Raw genomic sequence first — 20,509 nt, forward strand, 5'->3', positions numbered from 1 at the left:
GTGTGATGAGCGAGATATCTCAGCAAGAATTCCAGCGTCGTCGCCAGGCTTTACTGGCACAAATGCAGCCCGGCAGCGCCGCGCTGATTTTTGCCGCACCGGAAACGACGCGTAGCGCGGACAGTGAATACCCTTACCGCCAAAGCAGTGATTTCTGGTACTTCACCGGTTTTAACGAACCTGAAGCCGTGCTGGTGCTGATCAAAAGTGATGACACTCATAACCACAGCGTTTTGTTCAATCGGGTTCGCGATCTGACGGCGGAGATCTGGTTTGGCCGCCGTCTGGGCCAGGATGCTGCCCCGGCAAAACTTGGCGTTGACCGGGCGCTGGCCTTCAGTGAAATCAATCAACAGCTGTATTTGCTGCTCAATGGTCTGGACGCGGTATACCACGCCCAGGGCGAGTATGCCTGGGCCGACGAGATTGTGTGCACGGCGCTGGATAAACTGCGCAAAGGCTCCAGACAAAATCTGCACGCGCCTGCCGCGATTATCGACTGGCGTCCGATGGTGCATGAAATGCGCCTGTTCAAATCACCGGAAGAAATCGCGGTCATGCGTCGTACCGGAGAAATCACCGCACTGGCGCATACCCGCGCGATGGAAAAATGCCGTCCGGGAATGTTTGAATACCAGTTAGAAGGGGAGATTCACCATGAATTTACCCGTCATGGCGCGCGTTATCCGTCCTATAACACGATTGTCGGCAGCGGTGAAAACGGCTGTATCCTGCATTACACCGAAAATGAAAGTGAAATGCGCGATGGCGATTTGGTGCTGATTGACGCTGGCTGTGAATACAAAGGCTATGCGGGTGACATTACGCGTACCTTCCCGGTAAACGGTAAATTTACACCAGCACAGCGTGAAATCTACGATATCGTACTGGAATCCTTAGAGACCAGCCTGCGTCTGTATCGTCCCGGAACGTCCATTCAGGAAGTCACTGGCGAAGTGGTGCGTATCATGATTACGGGCCTGGTGCAGCTTGGCATTCTGCACGGTGATGTCGATCAGTTGATTACCGAAAATGCGCACCGCCCATTCTTTATGCATGGTCTAAGTCACTGGCTGGGTCTGGATGTGCACGACGTCGGCGTTTATGGTCAGGACCGCTCACGTATTCTTGAGCCGGGAATGGTACTCACCGTCGAACCGGGACTGTATATCGCGCCGGATGCTGATGTACCACCGGCTTATCGTGGTATCGGCATTCGTATTGAGGATGACATCCTCATCACCGAGGACGGCAATGAAAACCTGACCGCCAGCGTAGTGAAGAAAGCTGATGACATTGAAGCCTTAATGGCTGCGGCGCGACTGCAATGAGTGTGATTATCGTTGGTGGTGGTATGGTTGGCGCGACGCTGGCGCTGGCCATTTCTCAGCTCAGCCATGGGACTCTGCCGGTTCATCTGATAGAAGCGAGCGAACCTGAAACTGACCGCCATCCCGGGTTTGACGCCCGGGCGATCGCGCTGGCGGCAGGAACCTGCCAACAGCTGGCGCGAATTGGCGTATGGCAGGCGATTGCCGATTGCGCAACGGCCATTAAAACGGTTCACGTCAGCGATCGCGGCCATGCCGGATTTGTGACGCTGGATGCGCAGGAATACCGTATTCCAGCTCTGGGCCAGGTGGTAGAACTGCACGACGTCGGGCTGCGTCTGTTTGCGCTGCTGCGCAAAGCACCGGGTGTCACATTGCACTGCCCCGACCGCGTAGCCAGCGTGTCGCGCACGCAGGATCGCGTTGAAGTGACGCTGGAGAATGGCGAGATGATTACCGGTCGCCTGCTGGTGGCTGCTGACGGCACGCGTTCCGCACTGGCGACTGCCTGCGGTGTTGACTGGCTGCAACAGCCTTATGAACAACTGGCGGTGATTGCCAACGTCACGACCTCTGTACCGCACGACGGGCGAGCGTTTGAACGCTTCACGCAATATGGCCCGCTGGCAATGCTACCAATGTCTGACGGTCGCTGCTCGCTGGTGTGGTGCCATCCACTGGAGCAGCGTGATGAGATCATGACCTGGTCCGACGAACAGTTTTGCCGTGAACTGCAAACCGCGTTTGGCTGGCGACTGGGACGTATTACCCAGGCTGGTAAACGCAGCGCTTATCCGCTTTCGTTAACTACGGCGCTGAAAGCGATTACCCATCGTACCGTGCTGGTAGGGAACGCCGCCCAGACGCTGCATCCCATTGCCGGGCAAGGTTTCAACCTTGGCCTGCGCGATGTAATGAGCCTGGCTGAGACGTTGACGCAGGCGCAAAGCAACGCGGAAGATATCGGTGATTATGCGGTGCTGGCACGCTATCAGCAGCGTCGCGAGCGCGATCGTGATACGACGATTGGTGTGACCAACAATTTAGTGTATTTGTTTGCCAATCGCTGGGCTCCGCTGGTTGTTGGGCGCAACGTCGGGCTGATGGCGATGGAATTATTCACCCCTGCGCGCGATGCGCTGGCGGAGCGGACCCTGGGTTGGGTTGCACGATAAATATGACCTGTAGGCCGGATAAGGCAACGCCGACATCCGGCAAGGGTCCCCGCAAAAATGTCTGATGGCGCTGCGCTTATCAGGCCTACGGATTACAGGTTTCGAGGTATAAACAGTGCAAAGTGTTGATGTAGCAATTGTTGGTGGCGGCATGGTGGGACTGGCGGTTGCCTGCGGCCTGCAGGGCAGTGGGTTGCGCGTTGCTGTATTAGAACAACATGTTCCGCAGCCATTGGCGGCGGATGCACCTCCTCAGCTTCGAGTATCGGCAATTAATGCAGCCAGCGAAAAACTGCTTACCCGTCTTGGCGTCTGGTCCGACATTGTTGCCCGTCGCGCTTGCTGCTACCACGGCATGGAAGTCTGGGACAAAGACAGCTTTGGACGCATTGCATTTGATGACCAGAGCATGGGCTACAGCCATTTGGGCCACATCGTTGAAAACTCAGAAATCCATTATGCACTGTGGCAAAAGGCACAGCGTTCACCTGATATTACGCTGATGGCACCCGCTGAATTACAGCAGGTAGCCTGGGGCGAGAACGAGGCATTTCTGAGCCTGAAAGATGGCACAATGTTGACGGCGCGTCTGGTCGTCGGTGCTGATGGTGCTAACTCCTGGCTGCGCAACAAAGCGGATATTCCGCTCACCTTCTGGGATTATCGTCATCATGCGCTGGTGGCGACTATCCGTACGCAGGAAGCGCACGGTGCGGTCGCGCGTCAGGCGTTTCACGGCGAGGGTATCCTGGCATTCCTGCCGCTCAGCGATCCACACCTGTGCTCTATCGTCTGGTCGCTCTCGCCGCAGGAAGCAGAACGTATGCAGCAGGCAAGCGTTGACGAGTTTAATCAGGCGCTGAATATCGCCTTTGATAACCGTCTGGGACTGTGCAGCCTTGAAAGCGAACGTCAGGCGTTTCCGCTGACGGGACGCTATGCCCGCCAGTTCGCGGCCCATCGTCTGGCGCTGGTGGGGGATGCGGCGCATACCATCCACCCGCTGGCGGGTCAGGGGGTTAACCTTGGCTTTATGGATGCGGCGGAGCTGATCGATGAACTTAAGCGGCTACAGCGTCAGGGTAAAGATATTGGTCAGTATCTCTATTTACGCCGCTACGAACGCAGTCGTAAGCACAGCGCAGCGCTGATGCTGGCGGGGATGCAAGGTTTCCGTGAACTGTTTGCAGGTGAGAATCCGGCGAAAAAACTGCTACGCGATATTGGGCTGAAACTGGCCGATACCCTCCCGGGCGTAAAACCACAACTCATCCGCCAGGCGATGGGACTGAACGATCTTCCCGAGTGGTTGCGTTAGTGTCCGTAAGGACAATCTTAAGAGTTTGAGACCCGTCACACTTTCCTCTCCCGGCCTGCGCGCCGGGGTGCTTCTCTCATTTGAAATAATCTAATTCCACGCCTTTTTTCGCATTAGTTTTTCTAATATTGCGTTTTTTTCATAACGCCATTTTTGACATTTTTTCCACATTTAATGTTGATTAGTGCTGTAAGTTTGCGCTCATCTTTGTTTGTTATTCTGATTAATTACTATATGCATGGAGTTTTATTCTGTTGGCGATCTGGCTGTTTTTCGCCATAAGCTAATGTGATGGTTAATTTTGACTTATGGTTTAGTGTCTATTTCGGTGGTAAGTTCAGGACAAAGAGAACGTTTGCGTCGTAGCCCCAGGAGCGGCTGCGGTGCTGGGTTTCGTGGCGAAAATTTCACCGCGAAAGAGTTGGTAGCCCCGCTTATTCAACGAGGAAAAGATGGCTCAACAGACTCCTTTGTACGAACAACACACGCTATGTGGCGCGCGCATGGTCGATTTCCATGGCTGGATGATGCCACTGCATTACGGTTCTCAGCTCGATGAACACCATGCTGTTCGCACTGATGCCGGTATGTTTGATGTGTCGCATATGACCATCGTCGACCTGCGCGGTAGCCGCACCCGGGAGTTCTTGCGTTATCTGCTGGCAAATGACGTCGCGAAGCTAACGAAGACGGGTAAAGCCCTCTACTCCGGGATGCTCAACGCTTCGGGCGGCGTGATAGATGACCTGATTGTCTACTACTTCACTGAAGATTTCTTCCGCCTCGTTGTAAACTCCGCCACCCGCGAAAAAGACCTCTCCTGGATTACCCAACACGCTGAACCTTACGCCATCGACATCACCGTTCGTGACGACCTGTCGCTGATTGCGGTGCAGGGTCCAAATGCGCAGGAAAAAGCAGCTACGTTGTTTACTGACGAGCAGCGTCATGCGGTTGAAGGCATGAAGCCGTTTTTCGGCGTTCAGGCGGGTGATTTGTTTATCGCCACCACCGGTTATACCGGCGAAGCAGGCTATGAAATTGCCATGCCGAATGAAAAGGCGGCAGATTTCTGGCGTGCGCTGGTACAGGCTGGTGTCAAACCTTGTGGTCTCGGCGCGCGCGACACCCTGCGTCTGGAAGCGGGTATGAACCTGTACGGCCAGGAGATGGACGAAGGTATTTCTCCGCTCGCGGCCAACATGGGCTGGACCATCGCGTGGGAACCGGCTGACCGCGACTTTATTGGTCGTGAAGCGCTGGAAATGCAGCGTGAGAAAGGCCACGAACAGCTGGTCGGACTGGTGATGACTGAGAAGGGCGTGCTGCGTAATGAACTGCCGGTACGTTTCACCGATGCTTCTGGCAACCAGCACGAAGGCATTATCACCAGTGGCACATTCTCCCCAACCCTGGGTTACAGCATCGCGTTGGCGCGTGTCCCTGCGGGTATCGGTGAGACCGCGATCGTACAGATCCGTAACCGTGAAATGCCGGTAAAAGTGACTAAACCTGTTTTTGTGCGTAACGGCAAAGCCGTCGCGTAATTCATCCTTTTTTGGAGATTGATTGATGAGCAACGTACCTGCAGAACTGAAATACAGCAAAGAACACGAATGGCTGCGCAAAGAAGCTGACGGCTCTTACACCGTGGGCATCACCGAACACGCTCAGGAGTTGTTAGGTGACATGGTTTTCGTTGACCTGCCAGAAGTTGGCGCCACCGTCAGCGCGGGCGATGATTGCGCCGTTGCGGAGTCCGTAAAAGCGGCATCCGATATCTATGCGCCAGTAGGCGGTGAGATTGTTGCGGTTAACGATGCGCTCAGCGACTCCCCGGAACTGGTCAACAGCGAACCGTATGCAGGCGGCTGGATTTTCAAAATCAAAGCCAGCGATGAAAGCGAAATTGAATCGCTGCTGGATGCCACTGCGTACGAGGCATTACTGGAAGACGAATAAGATTGTGCCGGATGGCACTGCGTTTATCCGGCCTACGGTTTTATGTAGGCCCGGTAAGCGTCAGCGCCACCGGGCAATTGAGTTAGAGACAATCACGATTCACTGCACGTTTCAGGAACCATCGCCCATGACACAGACGTTAAGCCAGCTTGAAAACAGCGGCGCTTTCATTGAACGCCACATCGGACCGGACGCCGCGCAGCAGCAAGAGATGCTGAATGCGGTTGGCGCCGAGTCGTTAAACGCGCTGATCGGCCAGATTGTGCCGAAAGACATTCAGCTCGCAACCCCGCCACAGGTGGGCGAGGCGGCGACCGAATACGCTGCGCTGGCTGAATTAAAAGCCATCGCCGGGCGTAACAAGCGCTTTACGTCCTACATTGGCATGGGCTACACCGCCGTGCAGTTGCCACCGGTTATTCTGCGTAACATGCTGGAAAACCCAGGCTGGTACACCGCATATACGCCGTATCAGCCGGAAGTCTCCCAGGGACGACTGGAAGCTCTGCTGAACTTCCAACAGGTCACACTGGACCTGACGGGGCTGGATATGGCTTCCGCTTCTCTGCTGGATGAAGCCACTGCGGCGGCTGAAGCCATGGCGATGGCCAAACGCGTCAGCAAACTAAAAAATGCCAACCGTTTCTTTGTGGCGGCTGATGTTCATCCGCAAACGCTGGACGTGGTTCGTACCCGTGCAGAAACCTTTGGTTTTGACGTCATTGTTGATGATGCGGCGAAAGCGCTGGATCACCAGGATGTGTTTGGCGTGCTGTTGCAGCAGGTTGGCACCACCGGTGAAGTGCACGACTACAGCAAACTAATTGCTGAGCTGAAATCCCGTAAAGTTGTGGTTAGCGTTGCGGCCGACTTTATGGCGCTGGTACTGCTGACTGCTCCGGGCAAACAGGGCGCGGATATCGTTTTCGGCTCTGCGCAACGCTTCGGTGTACCGATGGGTTACGGTGGCCCACACGCGGCATTCTTCGCCGCTAAAGACGAATTCAAACGCTCCATGCCAGGCCGTATTATCGGCGTATCGAAAGATGCGGCGGGCAATACCGCACTGCGCATGGCGATGCAGACTCGCGAACAGCATATCCGCCGCGAGAAAGCGAACTCCAACATTTGTACCTCGCAGGTTCTGCTGGCCAACATCGCCAGTTTGTATGCCGTTTATCATGGTCCGGTTGGCCTGAAACGTATCGCTAATCGCATCCACCGCCTGACTGATATTCTGGCGGCCGGTCTGCAGCAGAAAGGACTGAAGCTGCGCCATGCGCACTACTTCGACACTCTGTGTGTTGAAGTGACCGACAAAGCGGCTGTTCTGGCACGTGCTGAAGCGGCAGAAATCAACCTGCGTAGCGATATCCATAACGCGGTAGGTATTACGCTCGATGAAACCACCACCCGTGAAAACGTGGTGCAGTTGTTTAATGTTCTGCTGGGCGACAGTCACGGCCTGAATATCGATACGCTGGATAAAGACGTGGCGCTCGACAGCCGTTCCATTCAGGACAGCATGCTGCGTGACGATGCGATCCTCAGCCATCCGGTGTTTAATCGCTATCACAGCGAAACCGAGATGATGCGCTACATGCACTCGCTGGAGCGCAAAGATCTGGCACTGAACCAGGCGATGATCCCGCTGGGTTCTTGCACCATGAAGCTGAACGCCGCCGCCGAGATGATCCCTATCACCTGGCCGGAATTCGCTGAACTTCACCCGTTCTGCCCGCCAGAGCAGGCAGAAGGTTATCACCAGATGATCGGCCAGCTTTCCGAGTGGCTGGTAAAACTGACCGGTTATGACGCTGTCTGCATGCAGCCGAACTCTGGCGCACAGGGCGAGTATGCGGGTCTGCTGGCGATTCGTCACTATCACGAAAGCCGTAACGAAGGCCATCGCGATATCTGTCTGATCCCGGCTTCTGCCCACGGTACCAACCCGGCATCCGCACAGATGGCGGGGATGCAGGTTGTGGTTGTCGCTTGTGATAAGAACGGCAACATCGACCTGGACGATCTGCGAGCAAAAGCAGAACAACATGCTGCGAACCTCTCCTGCATCATGGTGACCTATCCGTCTACTCACGGCGTGTATGAAGAAACGATCCGTGAAGTGTGCGACGTTGTACACCAGTTTGGCGGCCAGGTTTACCTTGATGGCGCGAACATGAACGCTCAGGTTGGGATCACCACGCCGGGCTTTATCGGCGCAGATGTCTCGCACCTCAACCTGCATAAAACATTCTGCATTCCGCACGGCGGCGGCGGCCCGGGTATGGGACCGATTGGCGTCAAATCACATCTGGCGCCGTTCGTACCGGGTCACAGCGTAGTGCAGATTGAAGGAATGCTCACCCGTCAGGGCGCAGTTTCTGCGGCGCCGTTCGGTAGCGCATCTATTCTGCCAATCAGCTGGATGTACATCCGTATGATGGGTGCAGAAGGTCTGAAGCAGGCAAGCCAGGTGGCGATCCTTAACGCTAACTACATTGCCAGCCGTCTGAAAGATGCTTATCCGGTACTGTATACCGGTCGCGACGGTCGCGTGGCCCATGAATGTATTCTCGACATTCGCCCACTGAAAGAAGAGACCGGCATCAGCGAACTGGATATTGCCAAGCGCCTGATCGATTACGGTTTCCATGCGCCGACCATGTCATTCCCGGTCGCGGGTACCCTGATGGTTGAACCGACTGAATCTGAAAGCAAAGTGGAACTGGATCGCTTTATCAATGCGATGCTGGCAATCCGTGCTGAGATCGACCGCGTGAAAGCCGGTGAATGGTCACTGGAAGATAACCCGCTGGTTAACTCACCGCACACGCAAAACGAGCTGGTCGCGGAGTGGAATCACGGTTATAGCCGCGAAATCGCCGTCTTCCCGGCAGGTGTGGCGAACAAATACTGGCCAACCGTGAAACGCCTTGATGACGTTTACGGTGACCGTAACCTGTTCTGCTCCTGCGTGCCGATGAGCGAATATCAGTAACTTTTCCGCGCAGTAAAGCTTTTGTAGGCCGGGTAAGGCGAAGTCGCCTCCCGGCTTTTTCATATCTGGAGGTATCCATGGGAATCGCACTGGTTACTGGCGGCAGTCGCGGCATCGGGCGGGCAACCGCGCTGCAGTTAGCGCAAGAGGGTTACACGGTCGCGGTTAACTTTCATCACAATATCCGTGCGGCAACGGAGGTGGTGAATACCATTGCCGCTGCCGGGGGAAAGGCGTTTGCTCTACGGGCTGATATCAGTGATGAAAGCCAGGTTATGGCGATGTTTGAATCCATTGACCGCGAAGGTGAACCACTGTCTGCGTTAGTGAATAATGCCGGGATTTTGTTTAAACAAAGCACGGTAGAAAGCCTAACTGCCGATCGAATTAACCGTGTGCTGGCGACCAATGTTACCGGCTATTTTCTGTGTTGTCGGGAAGCGGTCAAGCGCATGTCGTTTAAGCACGGAGGGCAAGGCGGGGCGATTGTGAATGTCTCTTCGGCGGCATCGCGGCTTGGTGCGCCATTCGAATATGTTGATTACGCGGCCTCAAAAGGCGCTGTAGACACGCTCACCACCGGCCTTGCGTTGGAGGTTGCGGCGCAAGGGATCCGCGTAAACTGCGTGCGACCTGGTCTTATCTACACTGAAATGCACGCATCCGGCGGCGAGCCGGGAAGGGTCGATCGCGTGAAATCGATGTTGCCTATGCAGCGCGGCGGACAGCCGGAGGAGGTCGCGCAGGCGATTACCTGGCTGCTGAGCGAGAAGGCGTCCTACGTAACGGGAAGCTTTCTGGAACTGGCTGGCGGGAAGTAGGATTTAATCGCCGGATGGCGCTACGCTTATCCGGCCTACGGGAATTTAATCTGTAGGCTGGATAAGGCGTTTACGCCGCCATCCGGCAAAAAATCAAAGTTTCTCGCCGTTGCTGGCAATCACCTCTTTGTACCAGTTAAAACTTTTCTTGCGTGAACGCGACATATCGCCGGTGCCGTCGTCGTGTTTGTTCACGTAGATAAAGCCGTAACGTTTGCTGTACTGACCGGTGGTGAACGAGACACAGTCGATGCAGCCCCACGGCGTGTAGCCCATCAGGTCTACGCCATCATAGGTTACCGCTTTCATCATCTCTTCAACGTGGGCGCGCAAATAGTCGATGCGATAGTCGTCGTTGATGCTGCCGTCTTCTTCCACTTTGTCGTAGGCACCAAATCCGTTTTCTACGATAAATAGCGGTTTCTGATAGCGCTCATACAGTTCACATAAGGCGTAACGCAGACCGACCGGATCAATCTGCCAGCCCCAGTCGGACGCTTTTACGTGCGGGTTCGGTACGCTGCCCTCAAAACCAGAAATGGCATCGCCGCTGCCGCCTTCCGCTTTTACCGCGTTGGTCATGTAGTAACTGAATCCGAGATAGTCACAGGTGCCTTCACGCAGGATTTGCTCATCTCCGGCTTCCATTCGGATATTGAATTCGCGGCGTTCCCACTCGTTCAGTACATATGATGGATAGTAGCCGCGCAGTTGAACGTCGGTGAAAACGTAGCGCTCACGCATCGATTCCTGCGCGAACATTACATCTTCAGGCTTACAGGAGAACGGGTACAGTGGCACCATCGCCAACATGCAGCCGACTTTCATTTCCGGATTGATGCGGTGTGCGGCTTTCACTGCCAGAGCACTGGCCACGAACTGGTGATGCAGCACCTGGTACATGGTTTCTTCCGGGTTTTCATGCTCGGTATACACCACGCCGGAGCAGCAATAACCAAACAGCGGTGCGCGCCAGTTGCGCTGGTTGTTGATCTCATTAAAGGTCATCCAGTATTTGACTTTGTGCTTGTAGCGCTCAAAAACGACTTCAGCAAATCGGACAAAGAAATCGACGACTTTACGATTGGTCCAGCTACCGTACTGTTGAACCAGGTGCAGCGGCATTTCAAAGTGGGAAAGGGTGATGACCGGTTCGATGTTGTACTTCAGCAGTTCATCGAACATGTCGTCGTAGAACTTTAGCCCTTCTTCATTCGGCTGGGTTTCGTCCCCTTTGGGGAAGATACGGGTCCAGGCGATTGAGGTACGGAAGCATTTGAAGCCCATCTCGGCAAATAGCTTGATGTCTTCTTTGTAATGACCGTAAAAATCGACAGCCTCGTGGTTGGGGTAGTACTTACCGGGCTCAACTTCCTGAGTGATTTCTCGCGGAACGCCGTGTGCCCCTCCGGTCAGTACGTCGCAAATGCTGGGGCCTTTGCCACCTTTGTTCCAGCCGCCTTCAACCTGGTGCGCCGCAACCGCGCCACCCCATAAAAAATCTTTTGGTAAGGTAAGTTTTTTCATCTGCGCTCAGTCTCAAATTAATACAATCTGATTTTGAGTCTAACAAAGGAAAGATAAATGTCACGATATAACAAAATAGCGCTAATGTGATTTGTTACATCCAAAAAACAGATTGTTTTTTTACGCTATTCTTTTCGCCAACTTGCGGCCGAGTGACTCCAGAATATAAATAACAGGGATCTGTGTGGTTATATCGTATACTCCGGCAATGCGCGTCTGTGGAACGTGCCAGGAGAGATTAAAGTCAGCCAATTTGGCCAGCCGCGAATGTTCATGACTGGTGACAGACAGGACCTTACAGTTATGCAGGCTGAACTGGCTGGCAAAGCGCAGGATCTCTTCTGTTTCACCGGAAACAGAAAGCACGATCGCCAGCGCGTTTCTGGCCATGTCATTCGTTACCGGGAAATAAGGATCATCAATGTGATTACTGAATTTTCCAACGTTTGAGAAAAAACGTGCGCCATATTTGGCTAAGGCTCCGGATGTTCCCGCTCCGACGAATATAATACGTTCGGAAGATAATATAATATCAACAGCCTGATCGAGCAGATTATCGAACTCATCGTTATTAACGCCTTTAAAGAAGCTGATAATTTCGCTGGCACCGAAATTAGCCTGTTGCGGTTCATTCTGCTCTAAATATAATTTGAAGCGCACGCGAAATTCTGAGTAACCTTCACACTTAAGCTTGCGGCAAAAGCGCAGTACGGTGGTAGTGGAAACACCCACGGCATCGGCCAGTTCGCGAATGGTCATGTACATGACTTTGTCACGGTTTTTGATGACATAGTTATAGACCAGCATCTCAAGATTGTTGAGACTGGCGATGGCAGCGTGGGAGAACATACTCACAATGGCAAAACTCACTCATCAGACTTCATCTACAGGGAATAATAACATGCAGCCAAATGACATCACTTTTTTTCAGCGTTTCCAGGATGACATACTGGCCGGACGCAAGACCATCACCATTCGTGACGAGTCCGAATCACACTTCAAAGCCGGGGACATTTTACGGGTTGGGCGCTTCGAAGATGACGGTTACTTCTGCACGATTGAGGTTGTTGCCACCTCAACCGTCACGCTGGATACGCTGACGGATAAACATGCCCAGCAGGAAAACATGACGCTTGAAGAACTTAAACATGTGATTGCCGAGATTTACCCGAATCAGACGCAATTTTATGTGATTGATTTTAAATGTCTTTGATTTTAATGGTACGCATGTTAGCTGAAATTTAAAAACTAATGCCATGATTTTTATTGATAAATATTTATCTGGTAATTATTTTAGCTAACAGGTGTTCACTGGAACCATTCTCAGTTACGCTAGAGGAGCAATCACGATAGTGTTCGTTTCTCGGGAGTAAGTTATGGTTCAGAAGCCATTAATCGCGCAGGGATATTCGCTGGCAGAGGAAATAGCCAACAGCATCAGTCACGGTATCGGGCTGGTATTTGGGATTGTCGGACTGGTGTTATTGCTGGTCCAGGCAGTGGATACCAATGCCAGCGCTACGGCGATCACCAGCTATAGCCTGTACGGCGGCAGCATGATCCTGCTGTTTCTCGCCTCAACTTTGTATCACGCGATCCCCCATCAGAGAGCGAAAGTCTGGCTGAAAAAATTCGACCACTGTGCGATTTATCTGCTGATTGCCGGGACCTATACGCCATTTCTGCTGGTGGGGCTTGATTCGCCGCTGGCACGTGGGCTGATGATTGTTATCTGGAGCCTGGCGCTGATCGGTATTTTATTCAAACTAACCATTGCGCACCGGTTTAAGGTTCTGTCACTGGTAACCTACCTGACGATGGGCTGGCTTTCGCTGATTGTTGTGTATCAACTGGCGGTTAAGTTGGCGGCGGGAGGCGTGACGTTGCTGGCTGTTGGCGGTGTGGTGTATTCGCTGGGCGTAATTTTCTACGTCTGTAAGCGTATTCCTTACAACCATGCTATCTGGCACGGCTTTGTACTGGGCGGCAGCGTTTGCCACTTCCTGGCGATCTATCTATACGTGGGATAACACGCATAGATTCAGTGCAACCCCGGGGGCGGCGTAAACGCCTCGCCCGGACTGTATTTTATAGGCCGGACAAGCCAACGCCGCAATCCGGTAGCCTGTGCCGAATTGCCTGATGGCGCTGCGCTTATCAGGCCTACCAATTACTCTTCGTCTAACGAATATGGCAGCGGTACGATATGCAGCGTTTTCGCGTCTTCACGAACGCGGAACACGCTGTCGGTCTCCATGTCGTTATTCATCACAACCTGCACCAGTACCTGACCATCAGCCAGTTGTACTGCGGCGAGTACGGTGCCGGTACGGCGCCAGTTCTCGCCCATTTTCAGCTCCAGGTCTTCACCCGCTTCCGGTACTCGACCGGCGGCACCCGCCAAAGTCCACATGGCGCGTTTGTTGGCTCCGCGGAATTTTGCACGAGCCACCATTTCCTGACCGGTGTAGCAGCCTTTTTTAAAGCTGATCCCGCCCAGAGCCTGCAGATTGGTAGCCTGTGGAATAAACTGTGCACTGTTGGCTGTATCAATAACGGGGATACCCGCTTCGATATCCAGCGCCAGCCACTGCTGGCTGTTATTTAACTCAGCTTCGCCACGCAGCTTTTCAACCAAGGTTTCTGCTGTGGTGGCATTAACGATCAGCAGAAAACGTTCGGCAGGGTGTTCGAACCACAATACCGTGGAGGCACCTTCGGTAATGACCTGCTTATCACTGTTCGGCAATTCGCTAAAGAGATTGGCCAGCGCTGCACGTGCCTGGAATCCCGCTACGCCCAGCAGTACTCGTTCATCGTCCGGGGCAATCACCACCTTCGAGAAGACCGCATATTTTTTCAGCTCGCTGAGCTGCGCATCACGCAGGCTACGGCGCTCAAGCCATGCAAAACCGTCACCCTGGCGGAACAGACGCAGGTTGCTCCACATTTTACCTTTGGCGTCACAATGTGCAGCCAACAGGTGCTGATGCTCGGTCATCTGGCTGACATCCGCCGTGACCTGACCCTGAATATACTTCTCACTGTCGACACCGGTGATGGTGGCGAGCGCCCAGTCATCGAGCGTCATTAGCGTCAGAGGCAAACGCGTTGACGCGAAAGGCTGGCGAGGAGGAAAAGATGTAAAAGCCATAATAATGTCCTGATTTGCTTAACGCAGTGATAATGACTAATGGTAAAAGAGCTATGGCCCATTGCAAGCGGTTTAAACAGGCTATTTGTGCCATATGTTGCGCTTTGCGAGGAGACATCCAAAAATGGTGAATCCTTTGGCTTAATAAGGTTTTATTTAGCGAGCGAGCTTCAGTTTACTGATATTCCCGTAAAAAGAGCGGGAAAAACACGTTACAATAACGGGATACTTCGTTTTCGCGAGACAGGGAGAAGAACATGGATATTAACAACAAAGCACGTATTCATTGGGCATGCCGCCGCGGTATGCGCGAGCTGGACATCTCGATCATGCCGTTTTTCGAACATGAATATGACAGCTTAAGTGACGAAGAAAAACGTATCTTTATCCGTCTGCTAGAATGTGATGATCCAGATTTATTTAACTGGTTGATGAATCATGGGAAACCAGCTGATGAGCAGCTGGAACAGATGGTGCGACTTATCCAGACACGGAATCGGGAACGTGGTCCAGTGGCAATCTGATTTACGCGTATCATGGCGCGCGCAGTGGCTTTCACTGCTAATTCATGGGCTGGTCGCGGTATTTATTTTATTGATGCCCTGGCCATTGAGCTACACCCCATTATGGCTGGTTTTGCTCTCTCTGGTGGTGTTCGATAGCGTTCGCAGTCAGCGTCGAATCAACGCCTGTCAGGGTGAGATTCGGCTATTGATGGATGGCCGTCTGCGCTGGCAAGGGCAAGAGTGGTCTATCGTTAGCGCCCCCTGGATGGTTAAAACAGGCATGATGCTGCGTTTGCGATCTGATGCCGGAAAACGTCAACATTTGTGGCTGGCAGCAGACAGTATGGATGATGCAGAGTGGCGGGATTTACGGCGGTTGATGCTGCAAAAGGCGAAGCAAGGGTAACGCATGACGCATGCCTGATGGCGCGCAGCTTGAAAGCCTACAGTTAGGTGCGTCATGCTGGCCGGATAAGGCATTTACGCCGTCATCCGGCAAATCGGTTATCAGGACCAGTGCTCGGCCATTTCCCCAAGAATTTGCTCGCACCAGGCCTGAATGCGTTCATCGCTGAGATCGTACTGGTTCGTTTCATCCAGCGCCAGGCCAACAAACAGTTGTCCATCAGCAATGACGGGTTTATCGCTGGTGAATTCGTAGCCTTCTGTGGGCCAGTAGCCGACAAACTTTACACCTTTGGTGATCAGTTTATCGTGCAGCATACCCAACGCATCCAGGAACCATTCGCCGTATCCCAACTGATCGCCCATACCGTAAAGCGCGACAATCTTGCCTTCCAGGTTGAGGTCGTCCAGTTGCTCCCAGACCGCTTCCCAGTCCTCCTGAATTTCACCGAAATCCCAGGTTGGAATGCCCAAAATGAGCACGTCATATTGCTCCATTAGGGTCGGGGAATCGTCTTTGAGGTTGTGCAGTGTCACCAGTTCGGGACCCAGGATATCGCGGATTTTTTCTGCTGCCATTTCGGTGTAGCAGGTGCTGGAACCGTAAAAAAGACCCATGTTCATGACGTAAACATCTCAATTCTGCTGTAGCGTTGCGGGTAGTGTAACAGAATCGCCGCATTCTCGGCACAATGAGGCATAATGCATCAAAAATGAGAGTGGAATAAGGGGCGCGAGTGGAACAGGATCTGGCGCGCATCGAGCAGTTTCTTGATGCCCTGTGGCTGGAACGAAATCTGGCGGAAAATACATTAAGTGCGTATCGTCGCGATCTGACCATGCTTGTGGAATGGTTACATCACCGCGGCGCTTCGCTTGCGACCGCGCAAAGTGATGATCTGCAAGCCTTGCTGGCTGAGCGGATGGATGGAGGGTATAAAGCCACCAGTTCCGCACGTTTGCTCAGTGCGACGCGACGTTTTTTTCAGCATCTGTACCGCGAAAAATATCGTGAAGATGACCCCAGCGCCTCGCTTGCATCACCTAAACTTCCGCAGCGCCTGCCTAAAGATCTCAGCGAAGCACAGGTTGAGCGGCTGCTACAAGCGCCGCTTGTTGAGCAACCGCTGGAGCTACGCGACAAAGCCATGCTGGAAGTGCTGTATGCAACAGGCCTGCGCGTGTCTGAACTGGTAGGACTGACGATGAGTGACGTCAGCCTGCGTCAGGGTGTGGTACGGGTGATCGGTAAAGGTAACAAAGAGCGCCTTGTCCCGTTGGGTGAGGAGGCTGTGTACTGGCTGGAAACATACCTGGAGCATGGGCGTCCATGGTTGCTCAACGGCGTATCGATTGATGTGCTGTTTCCTAGTCAGCGGGCGCAACAGATGACCCGTCAGACCTTCTGGCATCGTATCAAACACTATGCTGTGTTGGCGGGAATCGACAGCGAAAAGCTGTCACCGCACGTCCTGCGGCACGCGTTTGCCACGCATCTGCTTAACCATGGCGCAGACCTGCGCGTGGTGCAGATGCTACTGGGGCATAGCGATCTCTCGACAACGCAAATTTATACTCATGTCGCAACGGAGCGCTTGCGGCAACTACATCAACAGCATCACCCGCGAGCGTGAGTGCTGACAGGATAGGATAGGCTATGAAAAAACGTTTTATGATGTTCACCCTGCTGGCGACGGCATTTTCCGGCATGGTACATGCAGACGACGCGGCAATTCGTCAGTCATTAGCAAAGCTGGGTGTGCAGAGCACCGAGATTCAACCTGCTCCGGTTGCGGGCATGAAAACTGTACTGACCAATAGCGGCGTGCTGTACGTTACCGAAGACGGTAAACATATTATTCAGGGACCGATGTACGACGTGAGCGGCGCAAGTCCGGTGAATGTCACCAACCAACTGCTGATGAAACATCTGAACGCGCTGGAAAAAGAGATGATCATCTACAAAGCGCCGCAGGAAAAACACGTCATTACCGTTTTCACCGACATCACTTGTGGTTACTGCCACAAGCTGCATGAAGAGATGAAAGATTACAATGCGTTGGGGATCACCGTACGTTATCTGGCCTTCCCACGTCAGGGGCTGGACAGTCAGGCTGAGCAGGACATGAAGTCTATCTGGTGTGCTAAGGACAAAAACAAAGCCTTTGACGACGCGATGACTGGCAAGGGCGTGAAAGCGGCGACCTGTGATGTGGATATCGCTAACCACTATGCGCTGGGCGTACAGTTTGGCGTCAGCGGTACACCGGCGATTGTGCTGAGCAATGGCTATGTCGTACCTGGTTATCAGGGCCCGAAAGAGATGAAAGAATTCCTCGACGCACATGCAAAACAGACCAGCGGTAAATAATTCGCGTGAAACAACAGATACAACTTCGTCGGCGTGAGGCCGACGAGACAGCCGAGTTACCTGCCGACTTGCCGCCACTGCTGCGCCGTTTATACGCCAGTCGCGGCGTGCGCAGCGCGCAGGAACTTGAGCGTAGCGTGAAAGGAATGCTGCCGTGGCAGCATTTAAACGGTGTCGAAAAGGCGGTTGAGATCCTCTACAACGCCTTTCGTGCGGGAACTCGCATCATCGTTGTCGGCGATTTCGATGCCGATGGCGCGACCAGCACGGCGCTAAGCATCCTGGCGATGCGCGCGTTGGGCTGCAGTAACGTTGACTACCTGGTGCCCAATCGTTTTGAGGACGGTTATGGTTTAAGCCCGGAAGTCGTTGATCAGGCCCATGCCCGTGGTGCTCAGCTGATTGTTACCGTAGACAACGGCATCTCGTCTCACACGGGTGTCGAACATGCCAGAACGTTGGGGATCCCGGTCGTTGTAACCGATCACCACCTGCCAGGGGATACGCTGCCGGGCGCAGAGGCGATCATCAATCCTAACCTGCACGACTGTGAGTTCCCGTCGAAATCGCTGGCAGGCGTTGGTGTCGCCTTTTATCTGATGCTGGCGCTGCGCACTTTCCTGCGTGATAAAGGCTGGTTTGATGAGCGAGGCATTGCACCGCCGAACCTGGCGGATTTGCTCGATCTGGTTGCGCTTGGCACGGTGGCGGACGTGGTCCCGCTGGATGCCAATAACCGCATTCTGACGTGGCAAGGCTTAAGCCGTATCCGCGCCGGAAAATGCCGCCCAGGTATTAAAGCGCTGCTGGAGATTTCCAATCGCGACCCCCTAAAGCTGGCAGCCAGTGATTTAGGTTTTGCCCTCGGGCCACGGCTGAATGCGGCAGGGCGTCTGGACGATATGTCCGTTGGCGTAGCGCTGTTGTTGTGCGACAACATTGGTGAAGCGCGCGTGCTGGCCAATGAGCTGGACGCACTCAACCAGACGCGCAAAGAGATCGAGCAGGGTATGCAGGCCGAAGCACTGACCCTGTGTGAAAAGCTGGAACGCAGTAGCGATACGCTACCGGGTGGCCTGGCGATGTATCATCCCGAGTGGCATCAGGGCGTTGTGGGGATTCTGGCATCGCGTATTAAAGAGCGATTCCATCGCCCGGTGATAGCGTTTGCCCCGGCAGGTGACGGTACCCTCAAAGGATCCGGGCGTTCGATTCAGGGGCTGCACATGCGCGATGCGCTGGAGCGCCTGGACACCCTTCATCCGGGCATGATCCTCAAGTTTGGCGGTCACGCCATGGCGGCGGGTTTATCGCTTGAAGAGGCGCAGTTTGAGCGTTTCCAGCAGCGTTTTGGCGAACTGGTAACCGAGTGGCTGGATCCCGCCTTACTGCAAGGTGAAGTGGTGTCTGATGGCCCACTGAGCGCAGCGGAAATGACCATGGAGGTCGCACAAATGCTGCGCGATGCCGGACCGTGGGGGCAAATGTTCCCGGAACCGCTGTTTGACGGGCATTTCCGTTTGCTCCAGCAGCGTCTGGTCGGTGAGCGTCATCTGAAGGTAATGGTCGAGCCTGTAGGCGGTGGTCCACTGCTGGACGGTATTGCGTTTAATGTCGATACCACCTGCTGGCCGGACAACGGCGTGCGCGAAGTTCAGCTTGCCTACAAACTGGATATTAATGAGTTTCGCGGCAACCGTAGTTTGCAGATTATAATCGACAATATCTGGCCACTTTAGCGTCACTAATCGCTATAAAAAAGGGCGTGGATTAGTTACAATCCCGCTCTTATCACCGCATTTTGACTAGTCCAATAAAAGAAATCAGACAATGTTTGAAATTAATCCGGTAAATAACCGCATTCAGGACCTCACGGAGCGCTCTGACGTTCTTAGGGGGTATCTTTGACTATGATGCCAAGAAAGAGCGTCTGGAAGAAGTAAACGCCGAGCTGGAACAGCCGGACGTATGGAACGAACCCGAACGCGCGCAGGCGCTGGGTAAAGAGCGTTCTTCTCTTGAGGCCATCGTTGATACGCTTGATCAGATGAGCCAGGGCCTGGAAGATGTCTCCGGCCTGCTGGAGCTGGCTGTAGAAGCCGACGATGAAGAAACCTTTAACGAAGCCGTAGCAGAACTCGATACGCTGGAAGATAAGCTAGCCCAGCTGGAATTCCGTCGTATGTTCTCCGGTGAATATGACAGCGCAGATTGCTATCTCGATATTCAGGCAGGTTCTGGCGGTACGGAAGCGCAGGACTGGGCAAGCATGCTGATGCGCATGTATCTGCGTTGGGCTGAAGCGCGCGGCTTTAAGACCGAAATTATTGAAGAATCTGAAGGTGAAGTGGCGGGTATTAAATCCGTGACCATCAGAATTGCTGGCGAATATGCGTACGGTTGGCTGCGTACTGAAACCGGCGTACACCGTCTGGTTCGTAAGAGTCCGTTCGACTCAGGCGGACGTCGCCATACGTCGTTCAGCTCTGCGTTTGTTTATCCGGAAGTTGACGATGATATTGATATCGATATCAACCCGGCGGATCTGCGTATTGACGTTTACCGTGCCTCCGGTGCAGGTGGTCAGCACGTTAACCGTACGGAATCTGCGGTGCGTATTACCCACATCCCGACCGGGATTGTGACGCAGTGTCAGAACGACCGTTCACAGCACAAGAACAAAGACCAGGCCATGAAGCAGATGAAAGCGAAGCTTTATGAACTGGAAATGCAGAAGAAGAATGCCGAGAAACAGGCGATGGAAGACAATAAGTCAGATATCGGCTGGGGTAGCCAGATTCGTTCTTATGTCCTTGATGACTCCCGCATCAAAGATCTGCGTACCGGGGTTGAAACCCGTAACACGCAGGCGGTGCTGGATGGCAGCCTGGATCAATTTATCGAAGCAAGTTTGAAAGCAGGGTTATGAGGAACCAAC

At 53.6% G+C, this 20,509-nt stretch carries 19 protein-coding genes; 15 read left to right on the plus strand and 4 right to left on the minus strand.

Annotation, left to right across the window (positions count from 1 at the left end; all coding sequences use genetic code 11):
* The first annotated feature begins 5 nt into the window (after positions 1-5).
* The 7 genes from pepP (at position 6) to OGY18_RS20050 (ending at position 9,608) form a co-directional block, all read left to right on the plus strand.
* Positions 6-1,331: a Xaa-Pro aminopeptidase gene (gene pepP / locus OGY18_RS20020; RefSeq protein WP_286554150.1), complete on the plus strand. Its 1,326-nt coding sequence runs from the start codon at positions 6-8 to the stop codon at positions 1,329-1,331.
* The gene (gene ubiH / locus OGY18_RS20025) at positions 1,328-2,506 is read left to right on the plus strand and encodes a 2-octaprenyl-6-methoxyphenyl hydroxylase (protein ID WP_286554152.1); all 1,179 of its coding nucleotides are present in this window, start codon (positions 1,328-1,330) and stop codon (positions 2,504-2,506) included. The genes pepP and ubiH overlap by 4 nt, the downstream gene beginning before the upstream one ends.
* A gap of 115 nt (positions 2,507-2,621) precedes the next feature.
* The gene (ubiI, locus tag OGY18_RS20030) at positions 2,622-3,824 is read left to right on the plus strand and encodes an FAD-dependent 2-octaprenylphenol hydroxylase (protein WP_191213958.1); all 1,203 of its coding nucleotides are present in this window, start codon (positions 2,622-2,624) and stop codon (positions 3,822-3,824) included.
* 452 nt (positions 3,825-4,276) lie between these two features.
* Entirely contained in the window at positions 4,277-5,371 is a 1,095-nt protein-coding gene (gene gcvT / locus OGY18_RS20035; RefSeq protein ID WP_003825494.1) for a glycine cleavage system aminomethyltransferase GcvT, read from the plus strand.
* 25 nt (positions 5,372-5,396) lie between these two features.
* Entirely contained in the window at positions 5,397-5,786 is a 390-nt protein-coding gene (gene gcvH / locus OGY18_RS20040) for a glycine cleavage system protein GcvH (protein WP_003026965.1), read from the plus strand.
* A gap of 127 nt (positions 5,787-5,913) precedes the next feature.
* Positions 5,914-8,787, plus strand: coding sequence for an aminomethyl-transferring glycine dehydrogenase (gene gcvP, locus OGY18_RS20045; RefSeq protein ID WP_079938637.1), 2,874 nt, complete (start codon positions 5,914-5,916; stop codon positions 8,785-8,787).
* Positions 8,788-8,864: 77 nt separating this feature from the next.
* Positions 8,865-9,608: an SDR family oxidoreductase gene (locus tag OGY18_RS20050; RefSeq protein WP_286554156.1), complete on the plus strand. Its 744-nt coding sequence runs from the start codon at positions 8,865-8,867 to the stop codon at positions 9,606-9,608.
* Between the two features lie 93 nt (positions 9,609-9,701).
* Here the strand turns inward: OGY18_RS20050 and bglA are convergent, their stop codons facing one another.
* On the minus strand, positions 9,702-11,135 hold the full coding sequence (gene bglA, locus OGY18_RS20055; RefSeq protein ID WP_286554158.1) for a 6-phospho-beta-glucosidase BglA: 1,434 nt from the start codon (positions 11,133-11,135) through the stop codon (positions 9,702-9,704).
* Positions 11,136-11,255: 120 nt separating this feature from the next.
* Complete coding sequence (locus tag OGY18_RS20060; RefSeq protein ID WP_008785744.1) at positions 11,256-11,984, minus strand: MurR/RpiR family transcriptional regulator; 729 nt, start codon at positions 11,982-11,984, stop codon at positions 11,256-11,258.
* Positions 11,985-12,036: 52 nt separating this feature from the next.
* On the opposite strand from OGY18_RS20060, the gene yqfB reads away from it, so the two are divergent.
* Both yqfB and trhA read left to right on the plus strand, forming a co-directional pair.
* The gene (gene yqfB / locus OGY18_RS20065) at positions 12,037-12,348 is read left to right on the plus strand and encodes a N(4)-acetylcytidine aminohydrolase (RefSeq protein ID WP_079938632.1); all 312 of its coding nucleotides are present in this window, start codon (positions 12,037-12,039) and stop codon (positions 12,346-12,348) included.
* Positions 12,349-12,511: 163 nt separating this feature from the next.
* The gene (gene trhA / locus OGY18_RS20070) at positions 12,512-13,165 is read left to right on the plus strand and encodes a PAQR family membrane homeostasis protein TrhA (protein WP_286554162.1); all 654 of its coding nucleotides are present in this window, start codon (positions 12,512-12,514) and stop codon (positions 13,163-13,165) included.
* 140 nt (positions 13,166-13,305) lie between these two features.
* Here the strand turns inward: trhA and ygfZ are convergent, their stop codons facing one another.
* Positions 13,306-14,289 (minus strand): tRNA-modifying protein YgfZ, encoded by a 984-nt coding sequence (gene ygfZ, locus OGY18_RS20075; RefSeq protein ID WP_149281263.1) that lies wholly within the window; start codon positions 14,287-14,289, stop codon positions 13,306-13,308.
* A gap of 257 nt (positions 14,290-14,546) precedes the next feature.
* Between ygfZ and sdhE the strand changes: the two genes are divergently transcribed.
* Together sdhE and OGY18_RS20085 are read left to right on the plus strand one after the other, a co-directional pair.
* Positions 14,547-14,813, plus strand: coding sequence for an FAD assembly factor SdhE (sdhE, locus tag OGY18_RS20080; protein ID WP_003825514.1), 267 nt, complete (start codon positions 14,547-14,549; stop codon positions 14,811-14,813).
* A complete protein-coding gene (locus OGY18_RS20085; RefSeq protein WP_003825515.1) occupies positions 14,794-15,201 on the plus strand; it encodes a protein YgfX in 408 nt (135 codons plus the stop codon). The genes sdhE and OGY18_RS20085 overlap by 20 nt, the downstream gene beginning before the upstream one ends.
* A gap of 101 nt (positions 15,202-15,302) precedes the next feature.
* On the opposite strand, the gene fldB is transcribed toward OGY18_RS20085, so the two are convergent.
* Complete coding sequence (gene fldB, locus OGY18_RS20090) at positions 15,303-15,824, minus strand: flavodoxin FldB (RefSeq protein WP_003026933.1); 522 nt, start codon at positions 15,822-15,824, stop codon at positions 15,303-15,305.
* A 113-nt stretch (positions 15,825-15,937) separates the two neighbouring features.
* Between fldB and xerD the strand changes: the two genes are divergently transcribed.
* From xerD to prfB, 4 genes are all read left to right on the plus strand, one after another.
* Positions 15,938-16,834 (plus strand): site-specific tyrosine recombinase XerD, encoded by an 897-nt coding sequence (gene xerD / locus OGY18_RS20095; protein ID WP_126317441.1) that lies wholly within the window; start codon positions 15,938-15,940, stop codon positions 16,832-16,834.
* Between the two features lie 23 nt (positions 16,835-16,857).
* On the plus strand, positions 16,858-17,571 hold the full coding sequence (dsbC, locus tag OGY18_RS20100; RefSeq protein ID WP_003825520.1) for a bifunctional protein-disulfide isomerase/oxidoreductase DsbC: 714 nt from the start codon (positions 16,858-16,860) through the stop codon (positions 17,569-17,571).
* A gap of 5 nt (positions 17,572-17,576) precedes the next feature.
* Positions 17,577-19,310, plus strand: a complete 1,734-nt coding sequence (gene recJ / locus OGY18_RS20105; RefSeq protein WP_126317443.1) for a single-stranded-DNA-specific exonuclease RecJ — start codon at positions 17,577-17,579, stop codon at positions 19,308-19,310.
* 91 nt (positions 19,311-19,401) lie between these two features.
* Positions 19,402-20,500 (plus strand): peptide chain release factor 2 gene (gene prfB, locus OGY18_RS20110; RefSeq protein WP_100194817.1). Its coding sequence is split into 2 segments (ribosomal slippage): positions 19,402-19,476 and positions 19,478-20,500, totalling 1,098 coding nucleotides; the frame shifts between segments, so codons are not numbered across the junction.
* Positions 20,501-20,509: the final 9 nt, after the last annotated feature.

It is taken from the genome of Citrobacter sp. Cpo142, from assembly GCF_030332425.1.
GTDB classification, from domain to species: Bacteria; Pseudomonadota; Gammaproteobacteria; order Enterobacterales; family Enterobacteriaceae; genus Citrobacter; species Citrobacter portucalensis.

Excerpts from the sequence above, each read along its gene's own strand:
- gcvT (WP_003825494.1), top strand. The coding sequence starts at position 4,277 with ATGGCTCAACAGACTCCTTTGTACGAACAACACACGCTATGTGGCGCG.
- pepP (WP_286554150.1), top strand. The coding sequence starts at position 6 with ATGAGCGAGATATCTCAGCAAGAATTCCAGCGTCGTCGCCAGGCTTTA.
- OGY18_RS20050 (WP_286554156.1), top strand. The coding sequence starts at position 8,865 with ATGGGAATCGCACTGGTTACTGGCGGCAGTCGCGGCATCGGGCGGGCA.
- trhA (WP_286554162.1), top strand. The coding sequence starts at position 12,512 with ATGGTTCAGAAGCCATTAATCGCGCAGGGATATTCGCTGGCAGAGGAA.
- OGY18_RS20060 (WP_008785744.1), bottom strand. The coding sequence starts at position 11,984 with ATGTTCTCCCACGCTGCCATCGCCAGTCTCAACAATCTTGAGATGCTG.
- bglA (WP_286554158.1), bottom strand. The coding sequence starts at position 11,135 with ATGAAAAAACTTACCTTACCAAAAGATTTTTTATGGGGTGGCGCGGTT.
- ygfZ (WP_149281263.1), bottom strand. The coding sequence starts at position 14,289 with ATGGCTTTTACATCTTTTCCTCCTCGCCAGCCTTTCGCGTCAACGCGT.
- gcvP (WP_079938637.1), top strand. The coding sequence starts at position 5,914 with ATGACACAGACGTTAAGCCAGCTTGAAAACAGCGGCGCTTTCATTGAA.
- gcvH (WP_003026965.1), top strand. The coding sequence starts at position 5,397 with ATGAGCAACGTACCTGCAGAACTGAAATACAGCAAAGAACACGAATGG.
- yqfB (WP_079938632.1), top strand. The coding sequence starts at position 12,037 with ATGCAGCCAAATGACATCACTTTTTTTCAGCGTTTCCAGGATGACATA.
- sdhE (WP_003825514.1), top strand. The coding sequence starts at position 14,547 with ATGGATATTAACAACAAAGCACGTATTCATTGGGCATGCCGCCGCGGT.
- fldB (WP_003026933.1), bottom strand. The coding sequence starts at position 15,824 with ATGAACATGGGTCTTTTTTACGGTTCCAGCACCTGCTACACCGAAATG.
- ubiH (WP_286554152.1), top strand. The coding sequence starts at position 1,328 with ATGAGTGTGATTATCGTTGGTGGTGGTATGGTTGGCGCGACGCTGGCG.
- dsbC (WP_003825520.1), top strand. The coding sequence starts at position 16,858 with ATGAAAAAACGTTTTATGATGTTCACCCTGCTGGCGACGGCATTTTCC.